The sequence below is a fragment of the Streptococcus oralis genome (genome assembly GCF_018448765.2).
Classification (GTDB): domain Bacteria; phylum Bacillota; class Bacilli; order Lactobacillales; family Streptococcaceae; genus Streptococcus; species Streptococcus oralis_BM.
This window is the reverse complement of sequence record NZ_JAHCMC020000001.1, coordinates 72293-96512: the sequence shown is the minus strand read 5'-3', so window position 1 is coordinate 96512 and position 24220 is coordinate 72293. Positions and strand designations below refer to the sequence as shown.

The 24220-nt window shown below is 43.2% G+C and carries 22 protein-coding genes and 1 pseudogene; 2 read left to right on the top strand and 21 right to left on the bottom strand.

What is annotated here, in order from left to right; all coding sequences use genetic code 11:
• Positions 1-6: 6 nt before the first annotated feature.
• The 9 genes and pseudogenes from KIH88_RS00485 to KIH88_RS00445 all read right to left on the bottom strand — a co-directional run bounded on the left by KIH88_RS00485 (position 7) and on the right by KIH88_RS00445 (position 8750).
• Positions 7-813 (bottom strand): metal ABC transporter permease, encoded by an 807-nt coding sequence (locus KIH88_RS00485; protein WP_000950023.1) that lies wholly within the window; start codon positions 811-813, stop codon positions 7-9.
• On the bottom strand, positions 806-1510 hold the full coding sequence (locus tag KIH88_RS00480) for a metal ABC transporter ATP-binding protein (RefSeq protein WP_001269482.1): 705 nt from the start codon (positions 1508-1510) through the stop codon (positions 806-808). The genes KIH88_RS00485 and KIH88_RS00480 overlap by 8 nt, the downstream gene beginning before the upstream one ends.
• Positions 1510-1950 (bottom strand): zinc-dependent transcriptional regulator AdcR, encoded by a 441-nt coding sequence (gene adcR, locus KIH88_RS00475; RefSeq protein WP_001249325.1) that lies wholly within the window; start codon positions 1948-1950, stop codon positions 1510-1512. The genes KIH88_RS00480 and adcR overlap by 1 nt, the downstream gene beginning before the upstream one ends.
• A gap of 148 nt (positions 1951-2098) precedes the next feature.
• A pseudogene (gene nt5e, locus KIH88_RS00470) lies at positions 2099-4151 on the bottom strand (cell surface ecto-5'-nucleotidase Nt5e).
• Between the two features lie 141 nt (positions 4152-4292).
• The gene (dltD, locus tag KIH88_RS00465; RefSeq protein WP_084939465.1) at positions 4293-5561 is read right to left on the bottom strand and encodes a D-alanyl-lipoteichoic acid biosynthesis protein DltD; all 1269 of its coding nucleotides are present in this window, start codon (positions 5559-5561) and stop codon (positions 4293-4295) included.
• On the bottom strand, positions 5554-5793 hold the full coding sequence (dltC, locus tag KIH88_RS00460; RefSeq protein WP_061588543.1) for a D-alanine--poly(phosphoribitol) ligase subunit DltC: 240 nt from the start codon (positions 5791-5793) through the stop codon (positions 5554-5556). Before dltC ends, dltD begins: the two co-directional genes overlap by 8 nt.
• Positions 5794-5806: 13 nt before the next feature.
• Positions 5807-7051: a D-alanyl-lipoteichoic acid biosynthesis protein DltB gene (dltB, locus tag KIH88_RS00455; protein WP_213988624.1), complete on the bottom strand. Its 1245-nt coding sequence runs from the start codon at positions 7049-7051 to the stop codon at positions 5807-5809.
• Positions 7048-8598, bottom strand: coding sequence for a D-alanine--poly(phosphoribitol) ligase subunit DltA (dltA, locus tag KIH88_RS00450; protein WP_213988625.1), 1551 nt, complete (start codon positions 8596-8598; stop codon positions 7048-7050). The genes dltB and dltA overlap by 4 nt, the downstream gene beginning before the upstream one ends.
• Before the next feature lie 20 nt (positions 8599-8618).
• Positions 8619-8750, bottom strand: a complete 132-nt coding sequence (locus tag KIH88_RS00445; protein WP_029692964.1) for a teichoic acid D-Ala incorporation-associated protein DltX — start codon at positions 8748-8750, stop codon at positions 8619-8621.
• Between the two features lie 286 nt (positions 8751-9036).
• On the opposite strand from KIH88_RS00445, the gene hslO reads away from it, so the two are divergent.
• Entirely contained in the window at positions 9037-9909 is an 873-nt protein-coding gene (gene hslO, locus KIH88_RS00440) for an Hsp33 family molecular chaperone HslO (RefSeq protein ID WP_213988626.1), read from the top strand.
• Positions 9896-10876, top strand: a complete 981-nt coding sequence (gene dusB, locus KIH88_RS00435; protein ID WP_057488963.1) for a tRNA dihydrouridine synthase DusB — start codon at positions 9896-9898, stop codon at positions 10874-10876. The genes hslO and dusB overlap by 14 nt, the downstream gene beginning before the upstream one ends.
• A 55-nt stretch (positions 10877-10931) precedes the next feature.
• Here the strand turns inward: dusB and KIH88_RS00430 are convergent, their stop codons facing one another.
• The 12 genes from KIH88_RS00430 to polA all read right to left on the bottom strand — a co-directional run bounded on the left by KIH88_RS00430 (position 10932) and on the right by polA (position 24140).
• Positions 10932-11618: a YoaK family protein gene (locus KIH88_RS00430; protein ID WP_057488962.1), complete on the bottom strand. Its 687-nt coding sequence runs from the start codon at positions 11616-11618 to the stop codon at positions 10932-10934.
• A gap of 126 nt (positions 11619-11744) precedes the next feature.
• Positions 11745-12428: a hypothetical protein gene (locus tag KIH88_RS00425; RefSeq protein WP_033584722.1), complete on the bottom strand. Its 684-nt coding sequence runs from the start codon at positions 12426-12428 to the stop codon at positions 11745-11747.
• 272 nt (positions 12429-12700) lie between these two features.
• Positions 12701-13474, bottom strand: coding sequence for an NUDIX domain-containing protein (locus tag KIH88_RS00420; RefSeq protein ID WP_000763405.1), 774 nt, complete (start codon positions 13472-13474; stop codon positions 12701-12703).
• Position 13475: 1 nt separating this feature from the next.
• Complete coding sequence (gene pnuC / locus KIH88_RS00415) at positions 13476-14255, bottom strand: nicotinamide riboside transporter PnuC (protein WP_213988627.1); 780 nt, start codon at positions 14253-14255, stop codon at positions 13476-13478.
• Between the two features lie 9 nt (positions 14256-14264).
• Positions 14265-15323 (bottom strand): AAA family ATPase, encoded by a 1059-nt coding sequence (locus KIH88_RS00410; RefSeq protein ID WP_213988628.1) that lies wholly within the window; start codon positions 15321-15323, stop codon positions 14265-14267.
• 112 nt (positions 15324-15435) lie between these two features.
• Positions 15436-17868, bottom strand: a complete 2433-nt coding sequence (locus tag KIH88_RS00405) for an ATP-dependent Clp protease ATP-binding subunit (RefSeq protein WP_213988629.1) — start codon at positions 17866-17868, stop codon at positions 15436-15438.
• Position 17869: 1 nt separating this feature from the next.
• Entirely contained in the window at positions 17870-18328 is a 459-nt protein-coding gene (locus tag KIH88_RS00400; protein ID WP_213988630.1) for a CtsR family transcriptional regulator, read from the bottom strand.
• A 118-nt stretch (positions 18329-18446) separates the two neighbouring features.
• The gene (locus KIH88_RS00395; protein WP_213988631.1) at positions 18447-19175 is read right to left on the bottom strand and encodes an ABC transporter ATP-binding protein; all 729 of its coding nucleotides are present in this window, start codon (positions 19173-19175) and stop codon (positions 18447-18449) included.
• On the bottom strand, positions 19175-20182 hold the full coding sequence (locus KIH88_RS00390; RefSeq protein ID WP_084941289.1) for an ABC transporter substrate-binding protein: 1008 nt from the start codon (positions 20180-20182) through the stop codon (positions 19175-19177). The genes KIH88_RS00395 and KIH88_RS00390 overlap by 1 nt, the downstream gene beginning before the upstream one ends.
• A gap of 36 nt (positions 20183-20218) precedes the next feature.
• A complete protein-coding gene (locus tag KIH88_RS00385) occupies positions 20219-20977 on the bottom strand; it encodes an ABC transporter permease (RefSeq protein ID WP_213988632.1) in 759 nt (252 codons plus the stop codon).
• Positions 20940-21230: a thiamine-binding protein gene (locus KIH88_RS00380; RefSeq protein ID WP_213988633.1), complete on the bottom strand. Its 291-nt coding sequence runs from the start codon at positions 21228-21230 to the stop codon at positions 20940-20942. Before KIH88_RS00380 ends, KIH88_RS00385 begins: the two co-directional genes overlap by 38 nt.
• A gap of 276 nt (positions 21231-21506) precedes the next feature.
• Positions 21507-24140: a DNA polymerase I gene (polA, locus tag KIH88_RS00375; RefSeq protein ID WP_213988634.1), complete on the bottom strand. Its 2634-nt coding sequence runs from the start codon at positions 24138-24140 to the stop codon at positions 21507-21509.
• Positions 24141-24220: the final 80 nt, after the last annotated feature.

Below are 24220 nucleotides of genomic sequence, written 5' to 3'. Positions count from 1 at the left end.
ATTCTCCTATTTGATAAAACGTTTCAGTAGACTGACTAATAAAAAGACAGCTACAAAGATAATGGTAATACTAGCGCTGGCAGGGGTTTCCGCATAGTAGGAAATATAAAGTCCTGCCACCATTCCCAAAAAGCCAATAGCGCTGGCTAGTAACATAACGGATTTGAAGTTTTTCCCCAGACGCAGGGCAATACTAGCTGGCAAAACCATGATGGTCGATACCAGAAGAGCTCCCGCAGCTGGAATCATAAGGGCAATGGCCACCCCTGTCACCATGTTAAAAAGAATGGACATGGTACGAACGGGCAAGCCATCCACAAAGGCCGTATCCTCATCAAAAGTCAGGATATACATTGGTCGCAAGAACAAGAAAGTCAAGAGTAAAACGACCGCCGCAATGGCAAAGAGGAAAATCACCTGCTCCTGGCTAATGGTCACAATCGAACCAAAGAGATATTGGTCCAGACTCATGGAACTCGAACTTTTCCCTTTACTCATCACGATAAGGGAGACTGCAAGCCCCGTTGACATGAGGATGGCAGTCCCGATTTCCATAAAGTTCTTATAGACTGTCCGGAGATACTCTAGAAAGACCGCAGCGATCAAGACAATGGCAATGGTTGAAATGGTTGGAGAAATTCCCAAAACCAGACCAAAGGCTACTCCTGATAGAGAAACGTGACTGAGGGTATCGCTCATGAGACTCTGACGACGTAAGATAAGGAAAGTCCCAAGAACCGGAGAAAAGAGACTCATGGCAATGACCGCCAAGAAGGCACGCTGCATAAAGTCATAAGATAACAAACTAAGCATGGTCCACCTCCTGGTCGCTTTCGTGAACATTGAAACAACGCCACGGCGAATCTTGGTTACGAACCAGATGAATATTGCGATCCGCATAGTCCTTGACCTCCTCAGGATCATGGGTAATCATCAAAACAGCCTTGCCATGATGGTGGGCACTATGGTGCATGAGTTCGTAAAATTCATTTTTGCTCCCCGCATCCATCCCTGTCGTCGGCTCATCTAGGACAAAGATATCTGGGTCAGAAGCAAACATCCGTGCAATCACTGCTCGTTGCTTTTGCCCTCCCGATAGGGAGCCAATTCGTTTATCACGATGTTCCCACATACCAACTGAGTCTAGACTGGCCTTGATATGCTCCTCATCGTGGGCGTTCAAACGACGGAACCAGCCCTTTCGCGGATAGCGACCCGACTTGACAAATTCATAAACTGTACTTGGAAAACCAGCATTAAAACTAGCAATCTGCTGGGGAAGATAAGCTATCCTTAGCTTTTTTCCATGAGTATTTGTCTTTGAAATGGTTACCTTGCCAAATCTTGGCTGCAAGATGCCTAGACTAGCCTTAATAAGCGTCGTCTTGGCAGCCCCATTTTCACCAGTCAGGGTGACAAACTCCCCACTATCAACACTGTAGTTGATGTGCTCGAGGACAGGCTCTTTGTCATAATAGAAAGACAAATCCTCTACTGTAATATACCGCATTATTTGATTTCTCCTACTAAAGCAGTTAAAAACCGCTGAATCACTTCTTGTTCATTTGGAGTAAACTGATTTGCTACTTGTTCATAGGCTGAGAGTGTGTGCTCATGGTGGTGGTGGTGTTCTGCCGCTACTGGTCGAGCTAGCTCTGTCAGTTGATAAAAGATTACACGCGCATCCTTAGGATCTCTGGATGTCTCTAACATACCCTCTTTGACTAAAGACTTGATAGCCTTGGTCACTGCCGCCTGACTGACATTAAGGCGACGGGCCAACTCCGAGTTAGTTAGGGATTCTTCTGACAAGAGCATGAGGATGTGCTCCTGAGTGTTGGTCAAGGCTACGTCACTTGTGCAATGCCCGATCAGAATTTCATGCTGGTTCTCAGATCTCAAGATCACCTCGTTTAAAAAGTTATCGATTTCCTGTGCAAGCTGTCTCATGTGTTACTCCTTCCCTAGCTATCTTTTTCGTAAAAAACTTAGATAGCCACCGATTCTTTACTGGTTAATTATATCATAAACCAAAAAAGAGTCAAGGGAAAAGGGCGTAAAAACGTTTCCCTAGACTCTTTTAGATGTGAAATTTAACCTATTTTTGCTTTGGTTTTCGGCTCGATAAGATACCTGCCAATCCAGCTACCATACCCATCAAGAGCAAGAAGATGGATTGTTCACTTCCTGTATTTGGGAGAGCTTTTTCTGAGACAACTGCCTTCTTGCTAAATTGACCCGCCACCTCATAAGTAAGCGGTACATTCGTAGTCGCATCGTTAGCAACTGCATTCGTTTGAGGCGTTTCTACTGGTAGACTAAAGTTTTTAGAATCCACAGAAATCGTCCGTGAGTTCGGATTGATCTTTTCATACTGGGTCAAATCAGCTGTTTTCAGATACTCTTCAAAGGCTGCATCCATAGAAGGTCCTTCTTCTCGCGCACCACCTAACATCGTGTAGCCATCGCCACCCGCAGCTAGGAAATCATTGGTTGCAAGATAGTAGGTTTTTGCGAGGTCTAGGAGATCATAACGACCAGTCGTGCGGTTTTTGACCTGGATGGCCAAGACACGTTTACCTGATGGTAGGTTGGTATCATAGTAGACCTTCACACCTGAAACTTGCAAGAAGCCACCACTTGGTTCTAGCAATGGTTGTCCGTTCTCATCCAAGACCTTCTTGCCATCTTTATCGATCTGCAAGATAGATCCGAGTGACTTTTCAAACATATCCAATACTTGTTGCCCAGTCACTTGGATTTGTGAGATGGTATTTCCAAATGGAAGAACAGCAATGACCATTTCCTTTGGTAATCGGTTTGCCTTTTGCAATAGTTTCACGCAATCCACCACCATTTGTCACAGCGATGTCAGTCGGATGGCTAAATCCTGTCTGACCATACTGATAGAGAGAGTCTGCCACGACGTTTCCGAGGTTGGTTTCACGAACTCGAACATTTTCACGATCACCGTTTAGTTCCACAGGGCTGTTTGAAACGACTTCAACAGCATTTTCAGCATCGTATTTTTGTTTAATGTCTTTGACTAGTTTTTCAACTGTTGGATTAGCAGTCAGTTTCTTGGCGTCAGCAGCTGCAATCAACGTAGGATTACCCAAAAGCTGACGTGATTTGTAGATAACCTTCCCAACATTATGAAGGTAGCTTCCTGTTTGGTTATAGGTAACATTGTCGCCATAAGTTGTGGAAGCTACTGTATGAGAATGCCCATCAATAACTGTCACACGTTTGCCTTTGAGACGAGGATTTTTAGATAGAGCTTCTGCTAAGGTTGAACCACGCCACTCGACTGGAGTTGTGGTATCTACACCGAGGTGAGCAAGCACAACATAGTGTTGGTAGTCCTTACCTTCTGCACGAGCCTTGGCTTGAACTTCTTCGATGACCTTATTGACTTCAGAGATTGGATCTGTAAAAGTTACCCCTTTAATGTTTTTAGGGTGGGTTTTTGTAGCAGTTTCAGGTGTTGTCACACCGATTACAACAAATTCATCACCTTCCACAGTCTTATCTTTATCAACGATTGTGGAAGCTTCAAAGAGACGAGCACCATTGACGTAGGTATTTGAACTAAGTAATGGGAATTTCAAGATTTCCTTGTATTTCTTAGCTTCGTCCAAACCAAAGTCAAACTCATGGTTTCCTACTGCCATGGCATCATACTGCATCTGATTGAGAATTTCAGCACGCGCTTCACCCTTTGTAGAGTTGGAAATCGGTAAACCTTGGAAGGCGTCTCCAGCATCTACGACGAGAGTCGTTTGATTTGATTTCGCGCGTTCCTGCTCAATGGCAGTCGCTAACTTGGCATCTCCAATTACTCCCTTTTCCTCTACAATACGACCATGGACATCATTGGTGTGTAAGATAACGGTGTCCTTTTCTTCGCTTTTAGTAGATTCAGCAGGAGCTGACGGAGCTTCTACAGGTGCAACTGCTTCTGAAGTTGCCGAAGTTTCCGGTACCGCAGGGCTCTCAACAGGAGCTGAAGTCGCCGACGTAGCAGGAGTCGCTACAACAGCTGAACTTTCTGCAGGAGTTGTTGCTTCCTCAGCGTAGACTTATCCAGCTAAAAAGGCTTGGGCCAATAGGGCCGTCGACAAGACAGGTAATAAGAAACGTTTATTCATTTTGAAATCCTTTTCTTTTCTTTTTTCCTTTATGTTATACGATATTTCTAGAAAATTTGAAACCTTTGACTTATTTTCATCTAAAACATTCGCTAATTAAACAAAAAAGCTTGGGTTTAAATCCCAAACTTTTAGCTGATTTTATTGGAAATCTTTGATGTTCCCATCATAGGTCGCCCAGTCCTTGCTAAAGAAGCGGTCATTCATCTTGTAGTCTGGAGCTGGTTTCGGATCCGTCAAGAAAGGATTGACAACCTTATCAAAAGCCAGCCAACCTAACCATCCTAGATGAATGGTATCCTTAACAAAATAAGGGTCCCCTCCATTTTTTGAAAAATCAGCAATATTGGTAAAACCCTGACTTTCTAATTGGTAACGAATTTTCTCCACTGCATGCTGGTACATCTCTTCGCTGAGTCCTGTGTACTCCATCCACTTCTTGTTAACCGGCTGAATGACAAAGAGCACATTGACATTCGACTTAGCAAATTGATTGAGGACCAGCTGCAAATCATTGTATTCAGAGGACTTGAGGAAGTTGTAATTTTTTTGATACCCTTCCCATTTTTTTAAATCCTTTTGAACCTCTCTCGTATAGAAATGATTTTCCATCCCCATATCGTTATTGGTCGTATTTGCTTCTGCGTCCTTACGAACAATTTTTTCTAACTCATCATAAGAAAATTGATCCGGAAGATCCTTTAAATAGTTCTCCACGTGTTCCTTGTACTTGAGTTTTCCTCGAATGGAGAATTGTCCAAAGAGAGCGGATTGCTTTTCATTGAATCGCGCAAAAATATCAATAGCAACTTGATCAACCTCTGATAATTCTTCACCCTTTGACAGTTTTTGAACAATGCCTTTTAATGCAACATTAGGATTCTGCTTTAACAATCGAATAGCCGCATGCTTTGCAGCAATGTCACCAGATTGATTTCCCAAAAAAGCTGTCAATTGGTCACTGTTAAAAAATCTCTGAAACGCTGCGGGTTCATAATCTGTCTCCGTAAACCACTGCGGCGAAATCACAAATACAGCCTGCTTATTCTCTATTTCTGGCAAAATTTGCTGTAGACCAAAATATTGATTTAGAGAGGCTGCTCCTGCTTGACCTAGAAAGTAAGGACGATAGGGACGATGGTATTTTTCCGCTAAAACAGCTGGATGGACACTATCAAATCGAATCCATTCACTAGACCCTAGAAAAGGAATAAAACGCATATTTGGATCCGTAAGAGCCCTTACTTTTTGGCTTCTCTCTTTAAAACTCTCTGCACTAACAGAAGCCGCTGAGTACTTCTCCTCCGTCAGATTATGACTTGTTGTACTTGGATAAAAAAAGATGAGTAAAAGAATCAAAAGGCCAGCAATGAAGATAGGACCGAAGATCAGCCACAAGCGTTTAAGCATTCTTCAACTCCATAATACCTTCTACGATTTTATTAGCCGTATTCCAGTCATCACGACCGAACTCCGTCACTGGAACACGAATGTCAAAACGGTTTTCAATCTCCACAATCAATTCAACCGTTCCCATGCTATCCAAGACACCGGCATCAAAAAGATCTTCATCCATCATGTCAGAAACATCTTCCATAAATAACTCATCAATAATTTCAATAACTTCTGATTTGATATCCATTTTTTATATCCTTTTATTTTTTAAACCATAAATCATTCAAAAATCCAGAAAAGATTAAGAATGAAACCATCACGACATGGAAGGTGACAACCATGCCAAGCAACTGAATCCAGCAATTCTCAGGTAAGGAACCCTTTCCAGCTTTTTTCCGTTCTTTATTGAGCGCTTTTTTCTTACGAACCCAAGCGTCATTGATGACTAGCCCAATCCCATGGAAAAGTCCATAGGCGATGTAGTACCAGGTCACACCATGCCAAAATCCCATAATCAGCATATTGAGAATGTAGGCTACACTTGAGGTCACATTGCGATTTTTAAAGACCTTCTTTCTAGTCAACACCATGACCATCCGCATAAAGACAAAGTCACGGAACCAGAAAGACAGACTCATGTGCCAACGATTCCAAAACTCCTTTAAATCCCTTGACAAAAAAGGCTTGTTAAAGTTGATGGGACTATGAATCCCCATCAAATTGGAGATGGCTAAGGCAAACATAGAGTAGCCCGCAAAGTCAAAGAACAAGTCTAGACCAAAAGTATACATCACCGCCAGAGCATAATGATTAAAGAAACCACCTGTCTGTAAGGCCAAATTTTTCAGCGGAGGCAGTAATATCTCTCCCAAAACATGGGCCAAGATAAACTTGTAAAGGAAGCCAAGCATGATATACTTGACAGCCTCTTCTAGCATATCCATCAGCTCATCCCGCTCAGGAATGGTCTCGTAATTTTCATTGAAGCGTTTAAAACGATCAATGGGACCACTTGAGAAAGTCGGCATAAAGAGAAGAAAACGTAAGAATTGCCAAATCGTTAAATTCTTAATGACACCGTCTCTTAACTCAACGATAACCCCAAATGCACGAAAGGTTAAGTAAGAAATCCCTAAAAATCCAAACAAAGATTGAGGTCCATGAATAGCAGGAGATACTTTCACAAAGACGATAGGCAATAGAGATAAAAAGCTAACTAGATAAAATATCCATTTACTATCCCATCGTTTCCTGTACCTTTTGTAGAAAAATACAAGCAGTACTTGCCAGATAACATAAAGGATAAGAGCACTTATTTGATCGGTCTTTCCACCGACCAACATGGTGACGATAAAGAAGAGACTAACGAGTACCTCGTACCAGGCAAAACGTTTCTTGAAAAAAAGACCAATAAAGATAGGTAAAGTCGCAGCAATTACGTATAAAAAGTACTGAAGATCACCATAAGGTTCCAAATGAGGTAGCTGTTTATAAAGCTCCATCATCTACTGTTTACCTCGTTAATCAAGCCCTTGATATCAATTTTACCATTAGGCGTTAGTGGTAAACTGTCTCGATAGAGGAATTTAGACGGCATCATATAGGACATCATGATATCTGCTAGGTCTTCTTTAATAGCCTTGGTAATATCGATATCACGTTCAAACTGCTCGCGGACACCGTCCTTTAGGATGACATAGGCCAGTAGATTTTGTACCTTGTGGTCCTTGTTATAACGTGGGACAGCAACAGCCGACTCGATATAGCGAGACTTGTTGAGGTTTTGAGAGACATCTTCAAGTTCAATGCGATAACCATTAAACTTAATCTGGAAATCCATGCGTCCACCATAGAGAAGCAAGCCCTCATCTGTCATGGTTCCTACATCCCCTGTGTGGTAGGCTGGAAGACCTTCGAATTCAAAGAAAGCTTCTGCCGTTTTTTCAGGATTATTCATATAGCCTTTTGAAACAGCTGGCCCAGAAACGATGATTTCTCCCTGTTCACCATTTGGAACTTTCTTACCTTCCTCATCAATGATAAAGGTTGGAGAATCAGCCTTGGTATAGCCTATTGGCAGGCGTTTGAGAGTCGCCAACATCTCATTAGTGACGGCAACTGCTGACAAAGCTACTGTCGCTTCTGTTGGACCGTAGGCATTGATAATACGAGCATCAGGGAATCGCTCGCGCAGTTTTTGAGCTGTTTTGACCGTCAATTCTTCACCATCAAAGTAGAAATGCGTGATTCCTGGCATTTTCTCACTGTTAAAGTCTTCTGATAACATGGCCATATCTGCAAAGGACGGTGTTGAGGTCCAGATAGCAATGGGCAAGGAAAAAATCGTCGCAAAGAGTTTTTTGAAGTCCTGAGTAATGGCTGAAGGAAGAGCAAAAAGCGTACCACCCAGTGCTAAGGTTGGCGCCCAGTACATGACAGATAGGTCAAAAGAATAAGGGGGCTGAGCCAGCATTTGCGGGCGACTTGGCGTCGCAAATTCCTTGTCTGTAATCATCCAGTTGGTAAAGCTGAGGAGATTGTCATGGGAAATCTGCACCCCCTTAGGCTTACCGGTCGTACCAGAAGTAAAGATGATGTAGTAATTATCATCTCCTTTGACTGGATGCGTCATCTCATAGCTAGCCCCTTGAGCAAAGGCTTCATGGACTTGCTCTAAATTCAGCATTGGTGTGCTAGTTTGCTCTAATGGAAAATCTGAGATGGCAATAATCAAACTTGGCTCTGCAACTTCTACGATAGCAGAAACTCGTTCCAAAGCTGAATGGCTGTCAATTGGAATGTAGGCATGACCCGACTTAGTTAGCGCTACAAAGGTAGCCAACATCTCATATTCCTGACCACCAAAAACGACGACTGGAGATTTCTCAGGCAAGTCAAGTCGATCGATAGCTGCAGCTAAACTATCTGAATCAGCCTTCAGATCACCATAAGTATGCTCTTGACCTAAAACATTATAGACAGGATATGTTGGTTGTATTTGAGCAAAGTGCTCAATCGTTTCAATCATATCTTTTATCGGTTTATTAGACACTGTTCCTTTTCTCCTTTAAACTAGAACTCATTATAAATAAAGCCACCTTGTCCCTGCCCAAGGTAACTAAAAAAATAAAGCAGGCCAAGCAAGATTACAAAATATAGGGCCGTTCGGCCTAAGAATATATGTAGATTTCGTTGTTTTTTCATAAGCTATCCATTAATATATCATTTCTATCGACTACAAATACGAACTATTAGTGATTTATCTTCCTAACATTTTACCACTTTATCAACCTTTTTTTCAACTGTTTACCATAACTTAAAAGTTCGTTTTAGGTTATTTTAAGATAAATTAAAATGTTAACAGTAAATGTGAACAAAAATTTCCATTTCTATAAATCTCCTATACCAATCATTAGAAATTAAACAGTTTAAAGAATGACAGCAAACACACGGCTCCCCCTTTGAGCATTTTTATGCTAAAATAGAAGGTATGGATAAGATTATTAAAACTATATCAGAAAGCGGAGCCTTTCGTGCTTTTGTTCTTGACAGCACGGAAACCGTCCGCACTGCTCAAGAAAAGCATCAAACTCAAGCCAGTTCAACTGTCGCACTTGGCCGTACCCTTATCGCCAGCCAGATTCTCGCAGCCAATGAAAAAGGAAATACCAAGATTACTGTAAAAGTTCTTGGAACGAGCTCTCTCGGTGCCATCATCACGGTCGCAGATACAAAGGGCAACGTCAAAGGCTATGTGCAAAATCCCGGTGTAGATATCAAAAAAACTGCAACTGGTGAAGTTCTAGTCGGACCTTTTGTCGGCAATGGTCAATTTCTCGTTATCACAGACTATGGTACTGGAAATCCTTACAACTCTATGACTCCTCTCATCTCTGGAGAAATCGGTGAAGACCTGGCCTTTTATCTGACTGAAAGCCAACAAACCCCTTCAGCAGTCGGCCTCAATGTCCTTTTGGACGAGGAAGACAAGGTCAAGGTTGCCGGTGGTTTTCTTCTCCAAGTCTTGCCAGGAGCCAAGGAAGAAGAGATTGCCCGTTTTGAAAAACGCATCCAAGAAATGCCAGCTATTTCGACACTTCTGGAAAGCGACGACCATATCGAAGCCCTTCTCAAGGCTATCTACGGCGACGAATCCTACAAACGCCTATCTGAAGAAGAAATTCGTTTCCAATGTGACTGCAGCAAAGACCGTTTTATGAACGCTCTTGCCAGCCTTCCAAGCTCAGACTTAGAGGAAATGAAAGAGGAAGACCACGGGGCAGAAATCACTTGCCAATTCTGCCAAACAACTTACAACTTTGATGAAAACGACCTGGAGGAACTCATTCGTGACAAATCTTAATACACCCTTTACGATTGGCAATGTTGAGATTCCCAATCGTACTGTTTTAGCACCTATGGCTGGCGTGACCAACTCAGCCTTTCGTACCATCGCAAAAGAGCTCGGAGCTGGACTCGTTGTCATGGAAATGGTCTCTGACAAGGGAATCCAATACAACAACGAAAAAACCCTGCATATGCTTCACATCGATGAAGGCGAAAATCCCGTTTCTATCCAACTCTTTGGTAGTGATGAAGACAGCCTCGCACGCGCAGCAGAATTCATCCAAGAAAACACCAAGACCGATATCGTCGATATCAACATGGGCTGCCCAGTTAACAAAATCGTGAAGAACGAAGCTGGTGCTATGTGGCTCAAGGATCCAGACAAGATCTACTCTATTATCAACAAGGTCCAATCTGTCCTTGATATCCCCCTAACTGTCAAAATGCGCACCGGCTGGTCTGACCCTTCCCTAGCAGTTGAGAATGCTCTCGCCGCTGAGGCTGCTGGTGTCTCTGCCCTCGCCATGCACGGCCGTACACGTGAGCAAATGTATACTGGTCACGCTGATCTTGAGACCCTTCACAAGGTTGCTCAAGCTTTAACCAAGATTCCATTTATCGCCAACGGTGACATCCGTACAGTTCAAGATGCTAAACAACGCATCGAAGAAATTGGTGCTGACGCAGTTATGATTGGCCGAGCAGCCATGGGAAACCCCTACCTCTTCAATCAAATCAACCACTACTTTGAAACAGGAGAAATCCTTCCTGATTTGACCTTTGAAGATAAGATGAAAATCGCCTACGAACACTTAAAACGCTTAATTAACCTCAAAGGAGAAAAAATTGCAGTCCGTGAATTCCGTGGCCTCGCTCCTCACTACCTTCGTGGTACATCTGGTGCAGCCAAGCTTCGTGGAGCCATTTCACAAGCTAGTACTCTTTCAGAAATTGAGGCCCTCTTGCAACTAGACAAAGCATAGTCTCACATCTACAACTCACAAAAACGGCAAAGCTCAAAAATGAGTCTTGCCGTTTTTATATGTTTTCATCTTGTAAATCTAACTGCTTCACTCTAGCTATATAGTAGGACATAATCAAAAACAAATTGAGGCTGACAATCCATATAGACCATTCATGAAGAAAATGCATCAATACAGCCAAGCTGATTGCGCCCACTATGAAACTTCCCACAACAATCCCATAATTTAAGGCCTGACGACGATATTCTTGGATATTTCCGTCTCTTCTAGCAATGCGATACAAAGCGGTCAACATCTTTCGGTAATTTCCAGACGTCATAAAAATGACATAGGGATGATCTTCAATCAAACTGCCCGTAAATGTTAGCATCATCATTCCTGTTCCAAAAGCGATGAAAGGAACTTCTAATAGAGGAAATCGTGAAAAGAAAGGTAGAATAAGAGTTCCAATAAATAAAGGAAGCAGCATCTTAACCCGCCAGTAGGCCGTTTTACGGTATTCTTTCATGTGCAATGCAAACAGAAATCCTAGAGAAAAGAAAATAATGGAGCAGAATCGTAGCATCGTATTGGTAACATTTGAGTCGTGCCAATCAGATATCAGTAGGAGAATATTCCCTGTCTGTGTCGCTACCAAACTATGGTATTGAATATGGCAAAACACATCCAAAGAACCACCTACAAATCCAAGAAATACTCCCATCAGTCGTGTGTTTTGAGGTAAGATTAGTTTATCCGCCATGTATTATCACTCGTTTTCCTTTGATTTTTTTATTATACCACTTTCTCTTGGAGAAACTAAGTGAAAAACAGTTGACTCACTCTTTTACAGAACGATTTCTAGTAAGAGTTAAAACATCAAATTTTATTATTGAATCAAGGCAACGCTTGAAACTTTACCATCCGCACCTGTTGTAATTTGGATGATTTTTCCTCCTCCGATTTTAGCATTATACTTGCCATCATCAAGAGTGTAAGAGTAGCCTCTAATAGAGTAGTTTTCTTTATTTCCTTCTGCAGTTTCTACTGTAAATTGGCCCCCTGATGAAACCGTAATAGTTTCGCCATTCGCTCCCTTCCAGTTGCCTGCAGCTGCTGAGAAATCACCATCGACCATGGTTAAAACACCCTTGTAGCGTTTGTTGTGCTCTGCTTGCTTGTCTTGAAGTTTGCGGTCAGTTGTTGGATCATAGCCTGACTGGTTAGACTGGGCTTGAGAGCCTTGCTGAGTTGAAGGTGCCTGAGATGGAGCTTGCTGACTAGGGGCTGCTTGTTCTTGTCTTGATTCAGGCGCTGGTTTCGCTTGTGACTGATCCGCCGCTGTAGAAGACTGACCAGAAGATGCCTGGGCCTTTTCAGATGAAGCTGAGCTTGAAGATTTTTGAGTCTTGCTTTCTTTGCTAGAAGAAGCTGCTTTAGAGCTTGATGATTGACTTGTCTTTGCAGAGCTACTAGTTTGAGTAGTTTCGTTTTTATTTCCACAAGCTGCTAGTAGCAAGGTAGAAGCCAACACAGTCGCTGCCATCAATTTGATATAGGTTTTCTTTTTCATTTTTTACTCCTTTGTAACGTTTTTGAAATATTAAGAAATCTTTTTGTAATATAATTGTAACATTAGGTTTTGAATCTGTCAACTATTTAGAGAACCTATTTTAAAAAATGTTCTCTTCACTATTTCAATTCGTAATCGAAACGAAAAAATAGAAAATTTTTTAGATTAGAGTCCTATTTTTTACATCGCTCTTGTGTAATTCTAAGAAAGATAGCCATTCATAAAAATGATGATAAATAAAGAGGTCGGGAACTTTGTCCCGGCCTCACTTTTTATTTCAATCGATAGGTTTTTCTTGGTTTCTTTTTAGGTACTCGTTTGAGCCCGACTTCTTCTACATATTCTCCGTATTTTACGAGAAAGTTATTGCTGACGATGGGCCGACCAGGATTGATGAGATTGACCAGCTCAGTTCCTTCGTAGACGGTGAACTCCTCCTCCAGCAGATAGAGGAAGGTCGGATTCCAGTCAAGACGGCCTTGGATTCGTTTGATGGATTCTTGGATAATGGCATAATGGTCAAAGGCGAAGGCTTGCTCCTCCAGCTCCACTCCCTCTAGGAAGCATTTCCCCGTCTGAAAATCGACATCTACGAAAACAACATCCTTAGCATCGTCTCCTGCCTGAACGAGGTCTAATGCACGACTAGGTAGGTACACCAAGTGGGCAATGGTCACTGTCCAGCCCCGTGGATCACGCCCAGGGGTCGATACGGTCATCAATTGCTCGATTTTTTCCAAAGGTAGATCGAGATTGACTTCTTCACTCACCTCGCGCTGACAGGCATGTGCAGCATCTTCTCCCTTGTCCATAAAGCCTCCAACCAGAGCCAAGCAGTTTTGATAAGGGTGGGCCTTGCGACGGATCAGTAAGAGCTTGATCTTTCCTTCGACAAAGCAGTAAGCCACCATATCCACTGTCACACTTGGTTTTTCATATTGAGGGAGTTCCTGCCTGTAGTACCAGTCTAAAAACTCCTCCTGACTGGCATGGATTTCATAATATTCTTTTTCCGTCATTCCTTCTGGAATCTTTATGTCTGCCATCTTATGCCTCCTTTCGAACTGCCTTGGTCCATTGGTACCATCCCACTAGACTATTAAGTGTGTATACCCAGTACATCCCTTGGATGTGGATATTTTCACCCCACCAGAGGTAGATACTAAAGAGATTGGTTGCAATCCAGAAAATCCATTGCTCACGATAGAGACGTGTCATCAAGAGCTGACCAACACCATTGGTCGCATCGGTAACACTATCACGGAAAGGGCGAGCACTATGGATACTTTGATAAGCCAAGCCCATACCAATCCAGATGATGGCAGTCAAGGCCAAGTACTTGAGCCAATCAAAAACAGATAATTTCTTAGCTTCAAAGTGGGATTCTTCTGGTTTACCTTGGTCATTGATACGATTGGACAGCCAAGCATAGAGACCAATCGGCTGCATGATAAAGAAGTAAACAGTCGTCAAAACTTCACCATAAAAAGTCGCATTCATGGCCAAGATCAAATAGATAGCAGAGTTAATGGCCCCAAAGAGATAATTGCTTGCACGACCTTCCGCTACCAAGATAACACAGACAATCCCAGTCCAAGATGCAAACAAGCTCAGCCAGTCATGGCTTTCTGTATTTTGCGTGAACTCTAAGAGCAAGGGAACACTTGACAGGGCGATGAGATACAACCACTGGAAAAGGCTCCGGCCGACAAAGAGATCTTTCCAGAGCAGGCGCATGATCCCTGCAAAACCAATCTTGCGGGCTTCAGCATGGACATTGTTAAAGTTTTCGATAAATTGTGTGATTTTTTTAGTTACTGTTTTCATAATTTTCTCCTAATCTGCTTGGTAAATGGCATCGATAGCCACTTTTGCTGCTTCATAATTTCCTAGATAATCCTCTGCTAGATAAACTAGAGGAATGGTCGTTAAGTATCTCTCCCTCATCTGGTCCAAATGCTGGGAAAAACTGTAGCGAATATGGTCTTCCGCCATGGTCATATCTCTAAATCCGTCATTGACATAAGAGCCGACAGGCTGCACAAAGAGAATCAAGTCCCATTTTTCCTTGGCCAAGATCGAAACAAAGAGATTGTCAAAGGTTTCTCCTGATAAGTCCCCTTGGTCCTCAGTCTCCATGTAATAGTCATAGTAGCCCTTGGTTACCAAGGAGTTGGTATCGGCTATCACCAGGCCTCGATTGGCATTGCTATCGATTAGCTTGGAGGTCTGGTCATACTGTCCCAACAGGAGATAGTAGTAATCCTTTGGAGTCAATTCATCATCGCGGACATTGTTTTTAATCTGATACTCACGCGCGTATTCTAGACTAACAGGCGCATCGTAATACCTTGCCAAATCCTTGGCTAGAGTGGTCTTCCCATTGCTGGCACTCCCCATGATCAAGACTTTCTTGGTAAACTGACGACGGAAGGGTTGAGCGATGTATTTCCAATATTTGCTTGGATTTTCTCGAATCATAGTCGCTGAGATACCAAACTTTCTTTCTTGCAAGACAGTGCCAAATCCACGTTTAGATAGTTCTTGCTGGTAGTCTTCTTCTCCCACAAAGAAAGTCAGTTCTTGCTGGGTTTCATCATAGGAAATCTCCGCTAACATCTGGTCCAACCACTCCTGCCAGCCCATAGGATAACGGGGAAGATTGGTCTCATCCAGTTTGCAGACAGAGGTCAACTCGTCATCCCGAAAAGCCTCTCGGATATAGCGAAATCGTTTTTGAAGACTTAAACCTACCTGCTCCCCTCGGTCTCCCTCGTAGCCTGAAACGACTACCCAGACCTGGTCACACTGACGCTTGGCTCGCTGGATTAGATCGATATGCCCTTGATGGAGAGGGGCAAAGGTCCCAAATACCACTGCTGTTTTCTTTTTCATAAATGTTTTACCTTTTTATAATTTTTGATATTTTTATTTTGTCAATAGTTTTTTATCATTTTTTATAAAAAAGTAGCAAAAAAGAATCAGGATCACTCCTGACTCTCCTTTTTTAAGCAATATCAAATTTTAATTGACCAGCTTTGACACCAATCTTAAGGGTCTTCCCTGCTACCAGTTCCCCCTTAAGGAGGAGTTCTGCCAACTTGTCTTCCACTTCTGTTTGCAGTGTTCTGCGAAGTGGGCGAGCTCCCATTTCTGGATTGTAACCGTGACTAGCTAGCAACTTCAGTGCCGAAGCTTGCAGTTTCAAGTCGATACCCTTCTCTGCCAGGCTAGCAATCAATGGTTTCACCATAATCTTAACAATTTCTTGCATGTGTTTGCTATCTAAGCTATGGAAGACCACCTTTTCATCAATACGGTTGATAAACTCTGGTCGATAAGCTTTTTTCAACTCTTCAAAGATTCGTTTCTCCATATTTTCCTGATCAAAACGAATGTCTTTCGCGCCAAAGCCAACAGTCTTGTCATCACGAAGAGCCGTCGCGCCAAGGTTTGACGTCATGATGATAATGGTATTTGAAAAATCAACCTTGCGCCCCTTGCTATCTGTCAAGACACCGTCGTCCAGAACCTGCAAGAGGACATTAAAGATGTCTGGGTGGGACTTCTCTACCTCATCAAAGAGGAGAACGGAGTATGGTTTGTTGCGAACCTTCTCGGTCAACTCCCCACCTTCTTCGTAACCCACATAGCCCGGAGGAGCTCCATTGAGACGGCTAGCTGCGAATTTCTCCATATACTCACTCATATCAAAGCGGATAAGTGCTGATTCGTCATCAAAGAGAACTTCTGCCAGAGCCTTTGCCAGTTCGGTCTTACCAACCCCCGTCGGTCCTAGGAACATAAAGGAACCAATCGGACGCTTGTGACTGCGAATACCTGACTGGTTGCGGCGAATCGCACGGCTAATGCTTGAAACAGCTTGATCTTGACCGATGACACGTTTGTGGAGTTCCGCTTCCAAGTTCAGATATTTCTTAGCATCTGTTTGCGTCAGTTTTTGGACTGGAATCCCTGACAAGCGACTCAAGGTGGTCAAGATATCAGATTCTGTTACCAAGTCTTTATAGACAGGGACTTCCTGCTCTTTTGCGATTAACTGGGCAGCTTGTTTCCACTTGCCATCCATCAAGGCCTTGTCTGCTGGACTCAAGTCGGATTCGTCCATTCTCACATGCTTGGATTTGTTTTGCACTGTTGCTGCTGCCTCATCCAAGAGGTCGATAGCAGAGTCTGGCAAGTGACGACTGGTTAGGTAACGATGTGCCATCTTAACGGCTGTTTCGACAGCTTCATCTGTGATTTGCACACGATGATGTTTCTCATAAGTCGCCTTCAAACCTTGCAAAATGGTCATGCTGTCAGCTAAACTTGGCTCTTCAATCGTCACTTTAGCAAAACGACGAGAAAGGGCTGCATCTTTTTCGATGTGTTTTTGGTATTCTTCCTGAGTGGTTGCACCAACCGTTCTCAAAGTTCCACGTGCCAAGGCTGGCTTCAAGATATTGGCCGCATCCAGAGTCGAGTCAATACCACTACCAGAACCCATGATGGTGTGGAGTTCATCGATAAAGAGGATTACTTTGCCATCTTCCTCGATATCCTTGATGATATTGTTCATGCGCTCTTCAAAATCTCCACGGAAACGGGTTCCCGCAACGACATTCATCAAATCAAGCTCTAGAACGCGCATCTTGGCCATTTCCGCAGGTACATCACCACTAGCAATACGCTGGGCAAGTCCAAGGGCCAGAGCTGTTTTCCCGACACCAGCATCTCCAACCAAGACAGGATTGTTCTTGGTCTTCCGACTCAAAATCTGAATCATACGTGAGATTTCCTTGTCACGACCGATAACTGGCTCTAACTTGCCAGAGCGCGCTTGCTCCGTCAGGTCATGCGTGTAGTCCTCTAGACCGCCACTTGGAGTCTGAGGCATGCCCATCATATTGGCCATGGAATTTTGCTTATCTGCCACGGTACGGTGGCGCTGACGCAAAGCCTTAAGGTCTTCTCTTGTCCAACCTGCACGTTCCTCTAAGTTGCGACGAAGAGTAGCAATTCTGACCTGATCTTTCTGGTCTTCATAAGAAAAACCTGCTCTCTCCAAGATGCGAGTTGCCAAAGCATTGCCATCATGCAAAATCACATAGAGGACGTGCTCTGTCCCTAGCACCTTAGCATGGACCACTGAGGCCACATACTCTGCTTCTGCAAAGAGAACCTCCAAACGATGGGAAAAGGGTAACTCCGTAAAAGTTTCGTCTTGGCTATAGTTCGTTTCAGTCAGTTCTAAAGCAACCTCTTCTAAACGGTCCATTTCATAAGGATAATCATTTAGAGTCGCACCTGCCACACTATAACTGTGATTGGACATGGCAATCAATAAATGCCAAGACTCTAGATATCGAGCTCCAAAATGGCTCGCAACCATGTAGGCACTTTCGATACATTCATTCAATGCTTTTGAATAGTTCATCTTACTTCTCTTTTCTATCTACCTCTTGTAATAGCTGTCGGAGCATATTGGCACGGACAACTGAGGATTCTTCCCCTAAGACACGATCTGTTGCTACAGACGTCAGCAAGGTCATCTCCTGCTTGGTCATCAAATCTTGCTCCACTAAAAGCCGGAGAATATCCTCGTAAATCTCCTGACTAACTCGATCACCAATCGAGTAAAGCAAATCGCGGAGCATCTCATGATGACTGGAAAACTCAATCCGCCCAATGCGAATGTAGCCTCCACCACCTCGTTTACTCTCAACTAAGTAACCTCTGCTTTCAGTAAAACGGGTCTTGATGACATAGTTGATCTGACTCGGTACAACCTGGAAGGTATCTGCTAACTGGCTCCGTTGCAATTCCACAATACCAGATTGGTCTAAAATCGCCTTGATATAGGCTTCGATATGATCTGATGTATTTTTAAATCTCATAGTAAATCAAACTCCTTCTTTGAACCTTGACTATCTTTGACTATTATACCGAAATTTTTGATTTTTTTAAAGAAAAAGGGCGCTGGTAAAGGATAATCTTCACCAACCCCCTATTTTTCTACTTATCTAAGCCTAATTCTGCCAAGATTTGACGTTTATAGGCAATCTTTTGGACTTCCTGGTCCTCATCTCCAGACCAATCTAGTTTAATTTCTGAAACAATCCGCCCAGGGCGATTTTTCAAGATATAGATGCGGTCGCTGAGATTGAGAGCCTCTTCAATACTATGCGTGATGATCAAGGTCGTCAGTTGCAACTGCTTGTGAATCTCCAGATACCAAGCGTGGAGTTCCATCTTGGTCATCTCATCCAAGGCGCTAAAGGCCTCATCCAAGAGAAAGAGCTTGTGCCCGAAAAGGTAGGTCCGAAGCAAGGCCACACGCTGGCGCATCCCACCGCTAAGTTCATGAGGATACTTATCCCGTACAGCTGTCAGCTGAAAGGTCGCAAGGATGTCATCCGCTCGGGCAATAGCCTCTGCTTTATCCACCTTTTGAATCAAGAGGGGCAGGATGATATTGCCAAGCACCGTCTTGTGCTCCAAAAGCAAATCCTTTTGCAACATATAACTCACGCGCCCCTTAGGATTCTCCTCGCCATCAAGGACAATTCGCCCAGACTGGACTTCTAAAATGCCTGCAATCAGGTTAAAGAGGGTAGTCTTTCCTACACCACTGGGGCCTAGGATAGAGACCACTTCACCCGAAGTCACTTGTAGGTTAATATCCTCTAAAATCTTTTCATCATCGTAGGCATAGCTTACATGTTCGAGTCTAATTTCTGTCATTATTTTACAAATTCGTTAGTGAAGCCTTTGTCTGTCAAATCTTCTTTAAGGATACCATTTTCTTTATCCCATTTGTAGAAAGCATTCCAGCGAGCTGCGTCAAATTGTCCCCATTTTTCCTTGTCGCTTGCGTATTCTTTTGACAAGTATTTTTGAGATTCGATGACAAAGTCACGTTTTTCCTTGAGTTCAGGTGCATTCTTGATGAGGATATCTGCAGCTTCTTCTGGGTGTTCCATAGCATATTGGTAGCCTTTTTTGATGGCTTGGATGACTTTGCGAGCTTCTTCCTTGTTGTCTTTGAGATAGTCGTTGTTTGCGATGATAACTGGTGAGTAGTAGTCAAACTCCTTGACATAGTCTTTTAAGTACATGAAGTTAGCATCTACGCCTTGCGATTTGGCAAGGATACCGTCCCAACCGTAGTAAATCCAAGCAGTGTCAAAGACGCCATTAGCAATCGGTGTGATGGAGTTTGAGTCGTTGTTTGGTACTTTTTCGACCTTCTCAAAGTCTCCGCCTTGTGATTCTACCAAGGTTTTCAACATAGCAAGCTCCGTTGGGTCATTCCAAGTACCGTATTTCTTACCAACCAAGTCTTTTGGACTGGTGACATTGTCAGACTTACGTGAGATGATTCCTGATGTATTGTGCTCTACGATAGCGGCAACGGCAGTGATTCCTGCACCTTTTTCCAATTTCTTAGCCATGTAGTCTTGGAAATAGATAGCAAACGGCGCCTTGCCATTGATCACCAAGTCAGACGAGCTTTCTTCTGGTGGCAATTTCAAATCAACATCCACTCCAGCTTCTTTGAAATAACCTTTTTCCTTGGCAACATAAAGCCCTGTGTGGTTAGTATTTGGTGTCCAGTCTAGGATAAAGTCAATCTTCTTGACTTCTGCTTCTTTATTGTCCTTAGAAGCAGTTCCTTGGCCACAAGCCACCAGCACGACAGCTACAAGAGCTGTCACAAGCGTTAAAAACACTTTCCATGTTTTCTTCATTTTCATTTCCTCTTTTCTTTTTCTAAAACGCTCTATTTAAGTACGTTTCCATTTAATCACATATTTTTCGCTAATATCGACCAATTTCATACCCAAAAGACTGATAATCGACACCAGAATAATAATGGCAAACATGGTATCATACTGAAACAGTTTCTTGGACTGAATCATGTAGACACCTAGTCCTTCAAAGCCTCCCAACCACTCAGATACCACTGTTGTGATAAAGGCGTAGGAGACACTGACCCTCAGACCTGCATAAAAGTAAGGCAGACTGACCGGGATTTTAAAATGCCAAAGGATTTGCCAAGGGTTTGCTCGCATCAGACTAAACAAGGTCAGCATATCCTTATCACAATGTCTAAAACCGTCCAAGATACTAACAATGATAGGGAAGGTTGTCGTCAGAATAATCAAGACAATCTTGGGTAAAATCCCATAACCTAGCCACAAGACCAGAATAGGGGCTATGGCAATGGTCGGGATGGTCTGGATAACCACCATCATGGGATAGATGAGATCATTGAGCCAAGTCAGACTGTCCATAAGCACCGCCATGAGACAGGCAATCAAGACTCCTAAAACTAGTCCGAGCAAAGCCACTCTCAAGGTCGCCCAGCTATGGTGCCAGAGAAATTCTCTGTCACGAGCAAAGGACTGGAGGATCTCAAGAGGAGTTGGCAGGATAAACTTGGGTAAAAGTTTGAATACTCCCGCTAACTGCCAGACCGACAAGACTCCTAGAAAGCCCAATAGACTAATGTGACGTCTCAGTATACTTTTCAAGTTTCTCATCAATACTTAAAATTTCTCCTACATTTATTTTGACATTGGCAAAGACATTATCTGCCTCCTGCCCAGCCACTTCAAGCGCTTCTTTGAGAATGCGCATGAGCTCATCAAACTCTCCTTCCAAGACCGTTTCAAAGGGTGTCACCACCATGGTCACAGATTGAGCTTGCAGATAAGCAATCACCTGATCGATAATAGCAATTCGATCACCCCCCTGCGATAGGGGCAAGACTTGCAAGGCAATGCTTGCTTTCATAAAAACCTCCTTTTCTCAGGTTTCCTTTTAACAAAAAGAAAACCCCTTCCATATATGGAAAAGGTGCAGAATTCGGCTAAGTATCGTTCCCTACGCTGGCATTACCCAGATCAGGTGCGGTCGAAGTTTAACACTTCCTCTCAGACTGTACACAGACTCCCATATCTTATATGGACATATAGTAACGCAAATACAAGGAAAAGTCAAGGAAACTGCTTACAGAAAATCATGAAAAAGAGTTTGAAGGCAAGTACTTCAAACTCCATCATATCTTTCTTATTTAGCCTCGTACCAAGTTGCTCCTTCATTCTCATCAGCGATCAGGGGAACACTGATTTGGATGGCTTCTTCCATGGTTTGTTTCACTAGAGCTTTGACGGCTGCTAGTTCTGATTTCGGAACCTCGAGGACGATTTCATCATGCACTTGCAAGAGCATCTTGGTCTGATAGCCACCTTCTACCAAAGCCTTGTCTAGCTGGATCATAGCAATCTTGAGAATATCTGCTGCAGATCCCTGGATAGGGGAGTTGATAGCTGTCCGCTCTGCAAAACCACGAATGTTAAAGTTGCGCGAATTGATATCTGGTAGCTCTCGACGACGCTTGAAGAGGGTCTCTACATATCCCTTATCACGCGCCTCACGAACAACTTCATCCATGTAGTTTTTAATACCTGGGAAGCGTTCAAAGTAGGTATCGATGTAGGCTTTAGCTTCCTTACGGCTGATGCCCAGATTATTAGACAAACCAAAGTCTGAAATCCCGTAAACCACTCCGAAGTTAACCGCCTTGGCATTGCGACGGTCGTTTGGAGTCACATCCTCAGGACATTCAATTCCAAAGACACGCATAGCTGTGGAAGTATGGATATCTGCTCCCTCTTGGAAGGCCTTGATTAAGTGCTCATCCTTAGAGATATGGGCCAAAACGCGCAACTCAATCTGTGAATAGTCCGAGCTGAGCAAGACACTATCCTCCCACTCAGGGACAAAAGCCTTACGAATGAGGCGGCCATGTTCCAAACGAACAGGAATATTTTGCAAGTTTGGATCCACACTAGACAAACGCCCAGTCTGAGTCAAATCCTGCACATAGCGCGTGTGAATCTTGCCATCATCTAAAATCCAATCCTGCAAGCCAACCACGTAAGTCGATTGAATCTTAGCAATCTGACGGTAGTCTAGAATTTTCTTAACAATTGGCGCAATAGGAGCTAGACGCTCTAGCACATCCACGGCCGTCGAGTAACCTGTCTTGGTTTTCTTAGTGTACTCTAGAGGAAGACCGAGCTTTTCAAAGAGAAGCACACCCAACTGCTTAGGAGAATTGATATTAAACTCTTCACCAGCCAACTCGTAAATCTCTTGAGTCAGTTTTTCAATAACAAGCTCATTTTCAGCCTGCATCTCAAGCAGAGTTTCTTTTTTGACCTTGATCCCAGCAATTTCCATCTTAGCAAGGACAAAAGCCAGAGGTTGCTCCATGTCATGGAGAAGGTCTAACTGCCCATGTTCACTGAGTTTTTCAAGTAAAACAGGTTCAGTCTCAACCAATACTGCAACTTTGCGAGCCAAATGCTCCAAGAATTTTTCTCTCTCAGGGATGGCTTTCTTGACCCCCTTACCATAGAAGGTCTCATCATCAGCCAAATAAGTCTGGCCATAGAGATTCGCAATAGTTGAAATTTCATTATTCTCGACTGTTGAGAGTAAGTATTTTGCCAAACGACTGTCAAAAGCAGGAGCCTGCAGATTCAAACCCAAGCGATTTAAAAGAACCTTCGCTTTCTTAAAGTCATACACTTTCAGAGGTGTTTTTTCTAGAAAATCCTTGAGAATCGGCTCCTGCAAGAGCTCAAGTTTGTCTGTAGCGTAAAGTTTATCCCCACAAGACCAAGCAAAACCAACCAAGTCATCTGTATGGTAATTCTCACCAAAAAGCTCAAAGTGGAAGATAGAGTCGCCACTCAGCATGTCTTGACTGACGTGATCAACGATAGTGAAATCCAAGCTCTCAGGCGCATCCGTTGACGAAACATTTAGAGCTTGTTTGAGCTGTTTGAAGCCCATCTCATCGTAGAATTTCCCGAGATTTTCCACATCTGGGCCATTATAGACCAAATCATCAAGGCCAATCTCAATCGGTGCCTTGGTATCGATAGTTGCCAGTGTTTTCGACAAAAAGGCTTGTTCCTTGTCATTGATGAGATTTTCCTTCATCTTAGAAGCCTTCATCCCATCGATATTTTCATAAATACCCTCTAACGAACCGTGTTCTAGCAAGAGCTTGATACCCGTCTTTTCACCGATTTTCGTGACACCAGGGATATTATCAGACTTATCCCCCATAAGAGCCTTAAGATCAATGAACTGAGCTGGTGTGAGGCCCATCTTTTCCATGAGATAGTCTGGCGTAAAGGCCTCAAACTCAGCCACACCTTTCTTGGAAATCTCGACCACCGTATGCTCATCCGTCAACTGGATCAAATCCTTATCTCCGCTAACGATTGTCACATCAAAAGAATCCTTCTCAGCCAAACGACCTAGGGTCCCGATGATATCATCAGCTTCATACTGGGCCAACTCATAATGGCGAATCCCAAGATGGTCTAACAACTCACGAATGAAGGGAAATTGCTCACGAAACTCATCCGGAGTTTTAGCACGGCCACCCTTGTAGTCTGCATACATCTCTGTTCGGAAAGTCGTCTTACCTGCATCAAAAGCTACCAAAACATGGCTGGGTTCAACTCGCTCCAATACATGATTCAACATAAGTTGAAAGCCATAGATTGCATTGGTATGAAGACCATTAGCATTTTTAAATCGATCCAGCTGCTGATAGAGCGCAAAAAAAGCTCGAAAAGCAACTGAAGATCCATCAATTAATAATAATTTTTTCTTGTCCATACACCCATTATAAAGGAAAGCAAGGAAAAATACCATCGGAAAGAATAGGCAAATGGTAGTGAAGCCCTCTTTTTTATATT